This is a genomic window from Aeromonas sp. s6 (assembly GCF_040907815.1).
Classification (GTDB): Bacteria; Pseudomonadota; Gammaproteobacteria; order Enterobacterales; family Aeromonadaceae; genus Aeromonas; species Aeromonas caviae.
This window is the reverse complement of record NZ_JBFOCN010000095.1, coordinates 32,733-45,827: the sequence shown is the minus strand read 5'-3', so window position 1 is coordinate 45,827 and position 13,095 is coordinate 32,733. Positions and strand designations below refer to the sequence as shown.

General features: G+C 58.8%; 15 protein-coding genes. 7 read left to right on the top strand and 8 right to left on the bottom strand.

Going from position 1 to position 13,095, the window contains the following annotated elements; all coding sequences use genetic code 11:
* The first annotated feature begins 140 nt into the window (after nt 1-140).
* The 4 genes from AB5Y50_RS14665 to dolP are packed head-to-tail and all read left to right on the top strand — an operon-like array spanning nt 141 to nt 3,427.
* On the top strand, nt 141-1,931 hold the full coding sequence (locus AB5Y50_RS14665; protein WP_368163073.1) for a penicillin-binding protein activator: 1,791 nt from the start codon (nt 141-143) through the stop codon (nt 1,929-1,931).
* Nucleotides 1,849-2,244, top strand: coding sequence for a YraN family protein (locus tag AB5Y50_RS14660; RefSeq protein ID WP_080770042.1), 396 nt, complete (start codon nt 1,849-1,851; stop codon nt 2,242-2,244). Before AB5Y50_RS14665 ends, AB5Y50_RS14660 begins: the two co-directional genes overlap by 83 nt.
* Nucleotides 2,245-2,253: 9 nt before the next feature.
* Nucleotides 2,254-2,844: an SIS domain-containing protein gene (locus AB5Y50_RS14655; RefSeq protein ID WP_010675848.1), complete on the top strand. Its 591-nt coding sequence runs from the start codon at nt 2,254-2,256 to the stop codon at nt 2,842-2,844.
* 4 nt (nt 2,845-2,848) lie between these two features.
* Complete coding sequence (gene dolP, locus AB5Y50_RS14650) at nt 2,849-3,427, top strand: division/outer membrane stress-associated lipid-binding lipoprotein (RefSeq protein ID WP_109421763.1); 579 nt, start codon at nt 2,849-2,851, stop codon at nt 3,425-3,427.
* Between the two features lie 43 nt (nt 3,428-3,470).
* Here dolP and AB5Y50_RS14645 read toward each other — a convergent pair whose 3' ends face one another.
* The 8 genes from AB5Y50_RS14645 to zapE form a co-directional block, all read right to left on the bottom strand.
* Nucleotides 3,471-3,902, bottom strand: a complete 432-nt coding sequence (locus AB5Y50_RS14645) for a ClpXP protease specificity-enhancing factor (protein ID WP_029314842.1) — start codon at nt 3,900-3,902, stop codon at nt 3,471-3,473.
* A complete protein-coding gene (sspA, locus tag AB5Y50_RS14640; protein ID WP_039040485.1) occupies nt 3,899-4,528 on the bottom strand; it encodes a stringent starvation protein SspA in 630 nt (209 codons plus the stop codon). The genes AB5Y50_RS14645 and sspA overlap by 4 nt, the downstream gene beginning before the upstream one ends.
* An 87-nt stretch (nt 4,529-4,615) precedes the next feature.
* Complete coding sequence (locus AB5Y50_RS14635) at nt 4,616-5,350, bottom strand: cytochrome c1 (RefSeq protein ID WP_039040484.1); 735 nt, start codon at nt 5,348-5,350, stop codon at nt 4,616-4,618.
* Nucleotides 5,347-6,564 carry a cytochrome bc complex cytochrome b subunit gene (locus tag AB5Y50_RS14630; RefSeq protein ID WP_010675853.1) on the bottom strand — a complete coding sequence of 406 codons (1,218 nt, stop codon included), beginning with the start codon at nt 6,562-6,564 and terminating at the stop codon, nt 5,347-5,349. Before AB5Y50_RS14630 ends, AB5Y50_RS14635 begins: the two co-directional genes overlap by 4 nt.
* Before the next feature lie 2 nt (nt 6,565-6,566).
* On the bottom strand, nt 6,567-7,157 hold the full coding sequence (gene petA, locus AB5Y50_RS14625; RefSeq protein WP_010675854.1) for a ubiquinol-cytochrome c reductase iron-sulfur subunit: 591 nt from the start codon (nt 7,155-7,157) through the stop codon (nt 6,567-6,569).
* Nucleotides 7,158-7,456: 299 nt separating this feature from the next.
* The gene (rpsI, locus tag AB5Y50_RS14620) at nt 7,457-7,849 is read right to left on the bottom strand and encodes a 30S ribosomal protein S9 (protein ID WP_005336286.1); all 393 of its coding nucleotides are present in this window, start codon (nt 7,847-7,849) and stop codon (nt 7,457-7,459) included.
* Between the two features lie 14 nt (nt 7,850-7,863).
* On the bottom strand, nt 7,864-8,292 hold the full coding sequence (gene rplM, locus AB5Y50_RS14615; protein WP_005336289.1) for a 50S ribosomal protein L13: 429 nt from the start codon (nt 8,290-8,292) through the stop codon (nt 7,864-7,866).
* Nucleotides 8,293-8,558: 266 nt separating this feature from the next.
* Nucleotides 8,559-9,653 (bottom strand): cell division protein ZapE, encoded by a 1,095-nt coding sequence (gene zapE, locus AB5Y50_RS14610; protein ID WP_049637186.1) that lies wholly within the window; start codon nt 9,651-9,653, stop codon nt 8,559-8,561.
* A gap of 139 nt (nt 9,654-9,792) precedes the next feature.
* Here zapE and AB5Y50_RS14605 point away from each other — a divergent pair, with 139 nt between their 5' ends.
* From AB5Y50_RS14605 to degS, 3 genes are all read left to right on the top strand, one after another.
* The gene (locus AB5Y50_RS14605; RefSeq protein WP_010675856.1) at nt 9,793-10,173 is read left to right on the top strand and encodes a YhcB family protein; all 381 of its coding nucleotides are present in this window, start codon (nt 9,793-9,795) and stop codon (nt 10,171-10,173) included.
* Between the two features lie 81 nt (nt 10,174-10,254).
* Nucleotides 10,255-11,613, top strand: coding sequence for a Do family serine endopeptidase (locus AB5Y50_RS14600; protein ID WP_042015057.1), 1,359 nt, complete (start codon nt 10,255-10,257; stop codon nt 11,611-11,613).
* An 89-nt stretch (nt 11,614-11,702) separates the two neighbouring features.
* Nucleotides 11,703-12,830, top strand: a complete 1,128-nt coding sequence (gene degS, locus AB5Y50_RS14595; RefSeq protein WP_010675858.1) for an outer membrane-stress sensor serine endopeptidase DegS — start codon at nt 11,703-11,705, stop codon at nt 12,828-12,830.
* Nucleotides 12,831-13,095: the final 265 nt, after the last annotated feature.

The following is a 13,095-nucleotide window of genomic DNA, read 5'->3' as shown; positions in this document are numbered from 1 at the left end:
ATTTCAACACTGGTCGGGGAATGAACTTGAACCGGGTTATAAAGCAGCTAAGTGTATCACGACTCTTCGGCATCCTACTCGCGGCAGTCCTGCTCGCCGCCTGTGCGTCGGAGCCCAATCAATCTTCCGGACAACCCGGCATGCCGTCAGCCTTCTCGGATCTGACCAAGAATGCCCAGTGGTATCTGGAGCAAGTGGATCCCGCCAAACCGGCAGAGGCCTTCGTGTGGCAGATGATGGCGGCGCGCAGCTATCTGGCGCTCGGCCAGGCCAAACCGGCTGCCGCTCTGTATCAGCAGTTGCAGAAGCAGGCGAAGAGCCCGGTGCAGCAGGCGCAGTTGCAACTGCTGCAGGCACACCTGCTGCTCGCCCAGGGCAACGCCAACCAGGCGCTGATCCTGCTGGAAGGCAAGCCGGATGTGGTGCTGGATGCCGATACCCAGAAGGACTGGTACCGCCAGCGCGTGGTGCTGCAGCTCGACATCAACAACAAGTTTGGTGCGGCCAAGTCGCTGATCCTGCTGGAACCTTATCTGGCCAAGAATGAGCTGGCCACCAATCACCAGCAGATCTGGTCACTGCTGAAAAGCATGACCCCCTCCACCCTGCAGGCGCTCGAAGAGGAGCCAGCTCCCGATGTGACCACCGGCTGGCTGCGTCTTGCTGCGCTGGTGAACGAATTCGGGGCACAGCCGAGCCAGCTGGCCCGCCAGCTTGCCGGCTGGAAGCAGAGCTTCCCTAACCACCCGGCCCAGAGCGACATGCCGGCCGGCCTTGGGGATCTCGCTATCACGGACAACGGTTCGCTGCAGCAGATCGCCGTCTTCCTGCCGCTCTCCGGCAACCTGGAAGCCCAGGGCGCCGCCATCCGCAACGGCATGCTGATGTCCTACAAGGAAAATCAGAGCCAGTTCACCCTGAACTTCTACGATACCCAGGGCAAGGCGATGGGGGATCTCTACAAGCAGGCGATTCAGGAAGGGGCCAACATGATCATCGGCCCCCTGCTCAAGGATCAGGTGGAGGAGCTGCTCAAGTCGAATCCGACCGTGCCGGTGCTGGCGCTCAACGAGCTGGACAAGCCGATCGTCAACCACAACACCTTCTATTTCTCGCTCTCCGCCGCTGCCGATGCGAGCCAGGCGGCCCAGTACCTCTATGGTCAGGGCTATCGCAAGCCGCTGCTGATCGCGGCACAAGGCCGGATTGGCTACAGCAGTATCAAGGCGTTTGAGCAGGCCTGGGCCGGCGCCAGCCAGGAGAAGCCCGTGGTTGCCACCTTCGGGGCGCGCAACGAAGTGCAGGGCATGGTCAAGAACGCTCTGAGCGGCCGTTCCACGGCACGAGCCGGGGAGATTGTCCAGCTGTCCGATGCCGCGCCGCGCAGCATCGACGCCGTCTATGTGGTGGCCAACAGCCTGGAGACCCGGATGATCAAGCCCTATGTGGACATCTCGGTCAATCCCATGGGCAGCCTGCCCATCTACAGCAGCTCGCGGGGATACGACGGCGGGACGACCGAGGTGGCATCCGAGCTTAACGGCATGCATATCTCCGACATGCCACTGCTGCTGGGTGGCTTCGAGACGCAGCGTGAACAGATTGCCCTGCTCTGGCCCCAGACCCAGGGCGACCTGCTGCGCCTGTTCGCCCTCGGTTACGATGCCGTCAGCCTGGCAGGCAACCTGCCGCAAATGCGCAAGGTCAATGCCATGCAGCAACCCGGCATGAGCGGCCAGCTGAGCGTGGATCCCCAGGGCAACATAGTGCGCATGCTGGACTGGGCCACCTACCAGAATGGCAAGCTGGTCAGCGACAGCGCCGCCCCCCAGCTGGAGGATGCGACTAATGAAGAGGCTACTGACACAACTTCACCAGCAGTGGTTGAACCTGTTGCCGTCGGCAGCGACGAGCAAGGGACAACACTTTGAGCAAATAGCGGAACGCTGGTTGCAGGCCCGCGGCCTGCAACCCGTGACCCGCAACTACCGCTGCCGTGGCGGCGAGATCGATCTCATCATGCGCCAGGGGGAGACCCTGGTGTTCGTTGAAGTGAGATATCGCGCCAACGCCACCCATGGCGGTGCAGCCAGCTCGGTCACCCGGCGCAAGCAGCACAAGATCGTGCTGGCCGCGCGCCACTATTTCAAGCAACATGCCATCAATGAGGCCAACCAGGCCTGTCGATTCGATGTGATCGCGTTCGAGGGCGACCAGCCGGACTGGATCCAGAACGCGTTTTAAGAGGACCCCATGACTGATCCCATCAAAGAGAATTACACCGAGAGTATCCAGACCAAGATAGCTGCCGCCGAAGCACTGCCGGATGCCATCCATACGGCAGCCCAGATGCTGACCATCTGCCTGCTCAATGGCCACAAGGTGATGGCATGTGGCAATGGTCCTTCCTCGGCATTGGCACAGCTGTTCATTTCCGAACTGGTGAACTGCTATGAAACTCCTCGCCCCTCCCTGCCCGGTCTCGCCCTGACGCCCGACATGGCGACCATCAGCGCCATCGCCACGGATCACGGTTTCGAAGAGGTCTATGCCAAACAGATACGTGCTCTGGGACAACCAGGCGACATCCTGGTGGTCATCACCACGACAGGCAACAGCCGCAGCCTCATCAAGGCTGCGGAGGCCGCCCTCTCCCGCGACATGACCATCATTGTTCTCGGTGGCGGAGACGGGGGAGAGATCGCCGGTCTGCTGGGCCCCAATGACGTGGAGATCCGCGTTCCTTCCGCTCGCCGTCCTCGTATTCTGGAAGTGAACCTGTTGACCCTGCACTGTCTCTGTGATCTCATCGACCAGACACTTTTCCCGCAACAGGAAGACTGAAACCATGAAGAAGCCTATTCTCGCTCTTGCCCTGCTGACTGGCGTCCTGCTGCTGCAAGGCTGTGCTGCCGTGGTGGTCGGTGGCGCGGCTGGCACCGCCAAAGCGAGCGGCGATCGCCGCACCCTGGGTGCCCAGTGGGACGATCAGACCATAGAGCTGAAAGCCGCCAACCTGTTAGCCGACAACAAGCCCCTGAGCGCCGCCAGCAAGATCAGTGTCTACAGCAACAACGGCCGTGTGCTGCTGGTGGGTCAGACACCTTCTGACGCTTACAAACAGGAAGCGGGTAGAATCGTGAGCCGGGTTGAAGGGGTTCGCCATGTCTACAACGAACTGCGCCTTGGCAAACCAGTCAGTATCGGCGTGCGCAGCAATGACACCTGGATCACCTCCAAGGTGCGGGCCGACATGCTGGGCACCAAGAACTTCGACAGCGCCAAGGTGAAGGTTGTCACCGAGAATGGCGAGGTATTCCTCATTGGGCTGGTCACCCGCCAGGAAGGGGATCAGGCCGTGGAAATCGCCCGCCACGTCAGCGGCGTTAAACAGGTGATCAAAGCCTTCGAGTTTGCCCAGAATTGACCCTCTGGCAGGATGAAAAAACGCAGCCTTCAGGCTGCGTTTTTTATTTGATGACTTTCAGGGTCGGGCGACCGCTCGGGCGCGGTGGTTCCGGCTCGGGGTCAACCGACGTTGGTGTCTGTGCCTGTTCCAGCCAGAGGTCATACCCGGGCTCCGGCGGGAACAGGGTCCCCACTCCATTCTCCCTGGCATGGATGGCCAGTACGGCCGCCATGGGGATATAGACCTGCTGCGATACGCCACCGAAACGGGCGCTGAAGCTGACAGCGTCATTGTCCATGTGGAACTGGCCCACGGCCCGGGGGGCTATGTTCAGAACAATCTGGCCATCCTGCACGAACTGCATCGGTACCATCACATGGGGAATGTTGGCATTGACCACCAGATGGGGAGTCAGATCGTTATCCAGCAACCAGTCAAAAAACGCCCGCAGCAGATACGGGCGACTGGGTGTCATTGTCGGTTCCATGCTCATACGCCGGCACGGATCTCGCGCTCGGCCTCGGTCAGGGAAGCCTGGAAAGATTCACGCTCGAACAGGCGAACCATGTAAGCCTTCAGCTCTTTGGCGCCACGACCGGTAAAGTCGATGCCCAGGCTCGGCAGACGCCACAGCAACGGCGCCATGTAGCAGTCGACCAGACCGAACTCTTCGCTCATGAAGTAGGGCATCTCACCGAAGATGGGGGCGATGGCCAGCAGGTTGTCGCGCAGCTCGGCACGGGCGGCTTCGGTATCGGTGCCCGCCATGATCTTGTCGGCCAGAGAGTACCAGTCCAGCTCGATGCGGTGCATCATCAGACGGCTGTTGCCGCGCGCGACCGGATAAACCGGCATCAGGGGCGGATGCGGGAAACGCTCGTCCAGATACTCCATGATGATGCGCGAGGTGTACAACGCCAGCTCGCGATCCACCAGAGTCGGTACAGTGTTGTACGGGTTCAGCTCGGCCAGCTCATCCGGCAGGTTGGCAGGATCAACCTGGCAGATATCCACGCTAACACCCTTCTCCGCCAGGACAATACGCACCTGATGGCTGAACATATCGTTGGCACCGGAAAACAGCGTCATTACCGAACGCTTATTGGCAGCTACAGCCATTGAACCCTCCCGTCATTAAAAAGCAGAAACGGCAATGAAGCATGTCTGTCTTCATTGCCGTGCGTCATATTACTCCGATCTGGTCGCTTAGTGAACGTCGCGCCAGAATTCCTTCTTCAACAGCACAGTGAAGATGAAGAAGATAGCGATGAATCCGAGTACCCAGAAGCCCATGCGTTCGCGCTCCTGCTGCACCGGCTCAGCCGAGTAGACCAAGAAGTTTACCAGATCCAGTACCGTCTGATCATATTCTTCGTTGTTCATTTCACCGTTGCCGTCAGATTTGATGCTGACGACTTGCTGCATCTCCACGCCATCCAGGGTGTGCGTCTCGAACTCGGCGCGGGGCGTCCCCTGCAACGGCTCCAGCACATGGGGCATACCCACGGACGGGAAGACGGCGTTGTTCACCCCGAATGGACGGGTTTCGTCCACGTAGAAGGAACGCAGATAGGTGTAGATCCAGTCTGCACCACGCACCCGGGCAACCAGGGTCAGGTCGGGGGGCGGCGCACCGAACCAGCGCGCAGCATCCTTCTCGGACATGGCGCTCTTCATCAGATCGCCGATCTTGGCGCCGGTGAAGACCAGGTTCTCCTTCATCAGATCGTCCGGAATGCCGATGTCGGCCGCCACCCGGTTATAACGCTGGTACTGGGTGGAGTGACAGCCGGCACAGTAATTCATGAAGGTGGCGGCCCCCCGTTGCAGGGATGCCTTGTCACTCAGATCGTACTCCGCCTTGTCGAGGGGGAAGCCACCGCCAGAGGCCAACACCAGACCAGGCAGCAGGGCCAGCACTGCAAAAATTATTCTTTTCATTTGAATGTCACCCTCTCCGGCAGCGGCTTGGTGTTCTCATTCTTGCTGTAGAAGAACAACAGGACGAAGAATCCGAAATAACCCAGAGTACAGAGTTGTGCAATCAGCGTCAGGGTCGGGGTTGATGGCAGCACGCCCAGCACCCCCAGGATAATGAAGCAGACCACGAACTGGGCGATGTTCAGCTTGTGCAGGGTGCTGCGGTAACGCACCGAGCGCACCTTGCAGCGATCCAGCCAGGGCAACAGGAACAGCACCACGATGGAGAGGCCCATCATGATGACCCCCAGCAGCTTGTCAGGCACCGCACGCAGGATGGCGTAGAAGGGAGTGAAGTACCAGACCGGGGCAATATGCGCCGGTGTCTTCAGGCCATTGGCCACCTCAAAGTTCGGTTTCTCGAGGAAATAGCCCCACATGTCCGGCTTGAAGAAGATGATGGCACAGAAGAAGAACAGGAAACCGGCTACCCCGATCATGTCCTTCACGGTGAAGTAGGGGTGGAATGCGACCGCATCCAGTGGCCAGCCGTTCTCGTCCTTGTGCTTCTTGATGTCGATGCCATCGGGGTTGTTGGAGCCCACCTCGTGCAGCGCCAGGATATGCATGGCTACCAGCATCACCAGCACCAGCGGCAGAGCGATGACGTGCAGCGCAAAGAAGCGGTTCAGGGTCGCACCCGAGATGACATAGTCCCCCCGGATCCACAGGGTCAGATCGTCACCGATAACGGGGATGGCACCGAACAGCGAGATGATGACTTGGGCCCCCCAGAACGACATCTGCCCCCAGGGCAGCAGGTAACCCATGAAGGCCTCGGCCATCAGCACCAGGAAGATCAGCATGCCGAAGATCCACAGCAGTTCCCGTGGCTTCTGGTAAGAGCCGTAGATCATGCCGCGGAACATGTGCAGGTAGACCACGATGAAGAAGGCGGATGCCCCGGTTGAGTGCATGTAACGCAGCAGCCAGCCGTAATCCACATCCCGCATGATGTATTCCACGGAAGCGAAGGCACCTTCCGCCGAGGGGTTGTAGTTCATGGTCAGCCAGATGCCGGTGATGATCTGGTTGACCAGCACCAACATGGCAAGCGAGCCGAAGAAGTACCAGAAGTTCAGGTTCTTGGGCGCCGGATACTTGGCCATATGGTCGTTGTACATGGCCGTGAGCGGGAAACGATCATCGATCCAGCCCATGAGTTTGGCAAACATGGTCAGGCCTCCTTGCCATCGGCACCGACCAGAATGGTGGTGTCGCTAAGAAATTGGTATGGCGGAATGACCAGGTTCAGCGGTGCGGGGACGCCCTGGAACACTCGACCAGCCATGTCGAATTTGGAGCCATGGCAGGGGCAGAAGAAGCCGGAAGTTACCCCTTGAACCTGCTCGCCGAAGCTGTCGGGCAGATAGGACGGGGAGCATCCCAGATGAGTGCAGATGCCAACGGCCACGAAGATTTCCGGTTTGATGGATCTGTAGCCATTGTGGGCATAGTCCGGTTGCTGTGGCTCGTCTGACGCAGGATCCCGCAGCTTGTCATCGTGTGCAGCCAGAGCATCCAGCGTCTGCTTGGTACGCTTCACCACCCAGACCGGTTTACCACGCCACTCGACGCGGATCAGCTGACCCGGCTCCAGCTTGCTGATATCCACTTCAACCGGGGCGCCTGCCGCCTTGGCTTTGGCACTCGGATTCCATGACTTAATAAACGGCACTGCGGTAAAAGCAGCTCCTACACCGCCAACGGCAACCGTTGACCAGGTAAGAAATCTGCGGCGACCGGTATCAACTGGCGCATTGCTCATCCAAAAACTCTCCCATGTGGACTCCGCTCATTCTTATAGTGTCCCTGTTTACTTCTCCTCTCCCTCTGACAACTGCAATGGAAGCGGAGTGGCAATTGACACAGAAAGACCATGGAAATTTTAAAGAAAAGATAACAATTTGACAAGAAAGGGAGTCGATGGGCAAAAACAATAAATACACAATTTTTTGTCTTTTGTGACGTATGCTTAGCATTGTCACATGTAACATTACCAATAAAAAAAGCCTGGCAAATTGCCAGGCTTTTTTGACACTCCTGAGAGTGCGTACCAAAAGCGAATTAACGCTTGGAGTACTGCGGACGCTTACGCGCTTTGTGCAGACCGACTTTCTTACGCTCAACCTTACGGGCATCACGAGTAACAAAGCCAGCTTTACGCAGTTCGGAACGCAGGGTCTCGTCGTACTGCATCAGAGCACGAGTGATACCGTGGCGGATCGCACCAGCTTGACCGGAGATGCCACCACCGTTAACGGTAATGTACAGATCCAGTTTCTCGGTCATCTCGACCAGTTCCAGCGGCTGACGAACTACCATGCGGGCAGTCGGACGGCCGAAGTATTGCTCCAGGGAGCGCTGGTTGATTACGATTTTACCGCTACCCGCTTTGATGAATACGCGAGCAGTGGAGCTTTTGCGACGGCCGGTACCGTAGTATTGATTTTCTGCCATGTTGCCAGTTCCCGTTAGATATCCAGTACTTGAGGTTGCTGAGCAGCATGAGCGTGCTCTGCGCCTGCGTAAACTTTCAGCTTACGGAACATGGCACGGCCCAGCGGGCCCTTCGGCAGCATGCCCTTGACGGCAGCTTCGATTACCATTTCCGGCTTACGCTGAATCAGCTTGTCGAAGCTGATGGACTTGATACCACCCGGGAAACCGGAGTGAGCGTGGTACATTTTGTCGGTAAATTTCTTACCGGTTACGTGTACCTTCTCAGCGTTTACAACGATGATGTAGTCACCGGTGTCAACGTGCGGAGTGTACTCGGCTTTGTGCTTACCACGCAGACGAGCAGCGATCTCGGTTGCGATACGACCCAGAGTTTTACCTTCTGCGTCCACAATGTACCAGTCACGTTTTACGGTTTCTGGCTTGGCAACGAAAGTTTTCATTAAGTTAAACCCAATTACCTGTTACAGACCCAATTGCTTATGGGGGCTCTCCCACAAACAACAAACGATGGCCTACCTGTACCCCTTCGAATACAAGTAAAGCTTAAAGTGTTGCTGTCTTATCGACAGCTGTAACGTGGGCCGGGCGATTATAAGTGAAGTTGCCTTAAATATCACCTGCTAATTTCACTGCCATGAAGCTAGCAAATGTCGCCCGGCCCTACCTGCCGCAGATGCCCATCCGACTGGCAGGCGCGGTATTGTGACTAAGGAAGGTGCACTCTGGCAAGGTATTCGTGCGATTGCATCTCCTGAAGCCGTGAAAGGCAACGCTTGAATTCGAAATTCAGCAGGCCTTCGCCATAGAGCCCGGTCATGGGGACCGCCGCCGATATGATGAGCTTGACGTGCCGCTCATAAAACTCGTCCACCATGGCGATGAAGCGGCGGGCCGCGTCATCCGTGCTGCTGCCCATGGGTTGCACATTGGCCAGCAGGACGGTGTGGAACTCACGGGCCAGTTCGATGTAGTCGCCCTGGGAGCGTGGAGTACAGCACAGCTGTTCAAACTCCATATAAAGCACCCCTTCCCCCACGCCCAGTGCACTCAGTTGGCGATGGTTGACTTCCAGTGCGGCGGCAGTCACCGGCCCAATCCCGGTCAACTGGCTGAAATAACGATCCAGGTTGCTCCTGGCCTGCTCATCCAGCGGGAAGTGATAGATCTCTGCCTGTTCCAGGGTTCGCAGCCGGTAATCGACACCGCCATCGACATTGATCACCTCGCAGTGACGCTCGATAAGCGCGATAGCAGGCAGGAAGCGAGCACGCTGCAACCCGTTGCGGTAGAGATCCTGAGGGGGGATGTTGGATGTGGCCACCAGCACTACGCCATGGCCAAAGAGTTCCTGGAACAGAGTGCCGAGCAGCATGGCATCCGTGATATCCGAGACGAAAAACTCGTCGAAACAGATGACGTCGGTCTCGTCGGTCAGCTTGCGGGCGATCAGCTTGAGCGGATCGGACTGACCGGTCAGCCCTCTGAGCTCGTCGTGCACACGGTGCATGAAACGGTGGAAGTGGATGCGCAGTTTGCGCTCCCCCGGCAGGCTCTCAAAAAAAGTATCCATCAGCCAGGTCTTGCCTCTGCCCACACCGCCCCACATATATAACCCCTGGACGGGGTCACGGGTTTTCGGCTTTTGCAGCCAACCCAGCAGGCCACGGGATCTGGTCGGAGTCGGGCTTGCGCACAGATCCTGATAGAGTCGCTCCAGGCGGGCGACTGCCATGGCCTGGGCCGGATCGGCCACAAAGCCGGGGCGCTGCAAATCCTGCTGATATTTTTGCTGCGGGGTCATCCTGTAAACCGCCTCCAAGTCCCTGAATGAGGGACAAAATGGTATCACGCTCTCAGGGGGCACGGTATAGTGCCAACGAGGCGTTGCGGTCCATCCGACCGCTTCAAATTCATCGTGTTAGCTGTAACAAGGAGCTTCTATGACTCTGTTTAACGGGATCCTGCTGGCGATCGCCGCCCTGATCATCGGCGTGCTGATCGGCCGCTTCTCTGTCCGTAGCCGGGATGCCGGACGCCTGGAACAGGAGCTGAAAAAAGCCCACAAGGAGCTGGAAAGCTACCAGGGGCAGATCACCACCCACTTCGCCGACAGCGCCGCCCTGATGGAGCAACTGGCCGAACAGTACCAGACCCTTTATCGCCACATGGCGGAACAGAGCAAGTTCCTGGCCAAGGTACAGGAACCACTGTTCCGCGAACCCGAAGTGGAAGAAACAGGCGATGCCGCCAACAGCGAGGAGCCGGGCCTTCCTCCCCGCGATTACGCCGGTGCGTCCGGCCTGCTCAAGCAGCCGGGCTGATCGTCGGTTGAACTAATTACGCTTTATCGTGGTCAGACCTTGACGATTGCACTGCAACTTTTTCTGGGAGCTGTTTCTCATATGCGTAAATCTCTTTCTGTATTCAGTGTCTTAGCCCTCAGTGTCGGTATCGCCATGTCCTCAGCACCGGCGCAGGCCGCACTGCCCCTGATGGCGAACAACCAGGAGATGCCGAGCCTGGCCCCCGTCCTCGAGCAGGTGACCCCTGCCGTGGTCAACATCTCCGTCTCTGGCAAGAAGATCACCCGCCAGCGCCTGCCGGAACAATTCCGCTTCTTCTTCGGCCCCAACATGCCTGACGAGCAGGTGAGCGAGCAGCCCTTCCAGGCGCTTGGTTCCGGCGTCATCATCGATGCCAAGAAAGGCTACGTGATCACCAACGCCCACGTGGTCCACGAGGCGGACGAAATCAAGGTCAACCTGAAGGATGGCCGTGAGTATGCAGCCAAGAAAATAGGGGAAGACAAACAGTCGGATATCGCCCTGCTGCAAATCAAGGCCGAGGATCTGGTGCAGATCAAGTTCGCCGACTCCGACGAGCTGAGAGTCGGTGACTACGCGCTGGCCATCGGCAACCCGTTCGGCCTGGGCCAGACCGTCACCTCCGGCATTGTCAGCGCCCTGGGTCGCAGCGGCCTCAACATCGAAAATCTGGAGAACTTCATCCAGACCGATGCGGCCATCAACTCCGGCAACTCGGGCGGCGCCCTGCTCAACCTGCGCGGGGAGCTGATCGGCATCAACACCGCCATCCTGGGCCCCAACGGCGGCAACATCGGCATCGGCTTTGCCATCCCGTCCAACATGGTGCGCGATCTCTCCGAGCAGATCGTGAAATACGGCGAAGTGCGCCGTGGCCAGCTGGGGATTACCGGCACCGAGCTCACCAGCGAAATCGCCAAGACCTTCGGCTACAACAAGAAGGACGGTGCCTTCGTCAACCAGGTCATGCCTGACTCCGCTGCCGCCAAGGCAGGCATCAAGGCAGGCGACATCATCATCAGCATCGATGGCAAGCCCATCCGCTCCTTCGGCGAGCTGCGTGCCAAAATCGCCACCATGGGGGCCGACAAGCAGGTCTCGCTCGGCCTCATCCGTGACGGCAAGGAGCAGACCGTCAAGGTCACCCTGAAGAAAGCGGATGACAGCGAGATCCTGGCCAGCGCCCTGCATCCGGCCCTGGAAGGGGCCAAGCTGAGCACCACCACGGACCCCGTGACCGGCGTGGCCGTCTCCGACATCGATCCCCGCTCACCGGCAGCCGCCTCCGGCCTGCAAAAGGGCGACATCATCATCGGGGTCAACCGCCAGCGCATCAACTCCATGGGTGAACTGACCAAGGTGTTGAAAAACAAGCCGGAAGTCCTGGCGCTGAACATCCAGCGCGGCGACTCCTCGCTCTATTTGGTGATCCGTTAAGCCCCTCACACCCGCGGCAACCGCCGCGGGTGATTTTTATCCATCGATAATGTTATTCTCTGCCCGCAGCCTGTACGGACGAGAAAGACATGAAAATCCCACCTCTGATCAGCTACTTGGGCAAGTCCGTCGGCTTTGGCCTCGCCATGGCTGCGCTTTTGTTGCTGGTGTTTCCCAATTTTCGCGGCGGCGCCCCCCTGCCGGGCCTCATCACCAATGCCCGCGAGCTGAGCTTCTCCTACGCGGCCCATCGTGCCGGCCCTGCCGTCGTCAACATCTACACCCGCAGCTTCGCCGGCAATCGCGGTGAAAAAGCCGAACTCAGACCCCAGGGGCTGGGGTCCGGCGTCATCATGAACCAGCGCGGTCACGTGCTCACCAACTATCACGTCATCGCCGATGCGGACCAGATCATCGTCGCCCTGCAAGATGGTCGGGTATTCAGTGCAGAGCTGGTCGGCACCGACAAACTGACCGATCTGGCGGTGCTCTACATCGAATCGGACAACCTGCCGGTGATCCCTCAGGACCCGGATCGTCTGCCGGACGTGGGAGACGTGGTGCTCGCCATCGGCAACCCCTACAACGTCGGCCAGACCATCACCCAAGGCATCATCAGCGCCACCGGGCGTATCGGCCTCTCCAGCATGGGGCCGGACAGCAATGGCAGACAGGATCTGCTGCAAACCGATGCCGCCATCAACGAGGGCAACTCCGGAGGCGCCCTGGTCAATGGCCGTGGCGATCTGGTGGGTATCAATACCGCCGCCTACCACCTCAACGGCAATCAGGAGAGCTATGGCATCAGTTTTGCCATCCCCTACAAGCTGGCCAAGCGCATCATGGACGAGCTGATCGCCAACGGTCGGGTCATCCGCGGCTACCTCGGCATCTCCAGCGTCGAGATCAATCCCATCGTCGCGCGCATGCTGAACCTGGGGGACTTGCAGGGGTTGGTGGTGGAGAGCCTGGATCCCAATGGCCCAGCCACCAAGGCCGGTCTCAAACGTGGGGATGTGCTGCTCAAGATCAACGGAGAGGCCATCACCGGCGTGCGTCCCGTCATGGACAAGATCGTAGAGAGCCGCCCCGGCACCAAGCTCACCATCTCGGTGATCCGCAACGGCAAGCCGCTGGACGTCGATGTCATCATCGAAGAGGACCTGCGCTACCAGAATCAGACCCTGCCGACCAGCAGTGCGGCACCCGCCACCTGAGAGGCGGATCCTCGCAGGGCCCGACAGGGCCCTTTTTTGTGCCCGCTTTCCTCCGGCTCCCACCTGTGCGTGAGACAGCTCACACATTGCGCCAATAAACGATCGGGCGAAGGCGCCGTCAAAACCCGCCACCGATCACACTCCCTTGCCGCCAGTCCGCTCCTTTTCTCTTCCTGATCGCCAAAAGGGCTTCTTTTGATGCCTTTCCCTCCGGATTTCCACTTCGAATCGGAAAAAGCCTGCCTCCTCCCGCACTCTCCTCCGC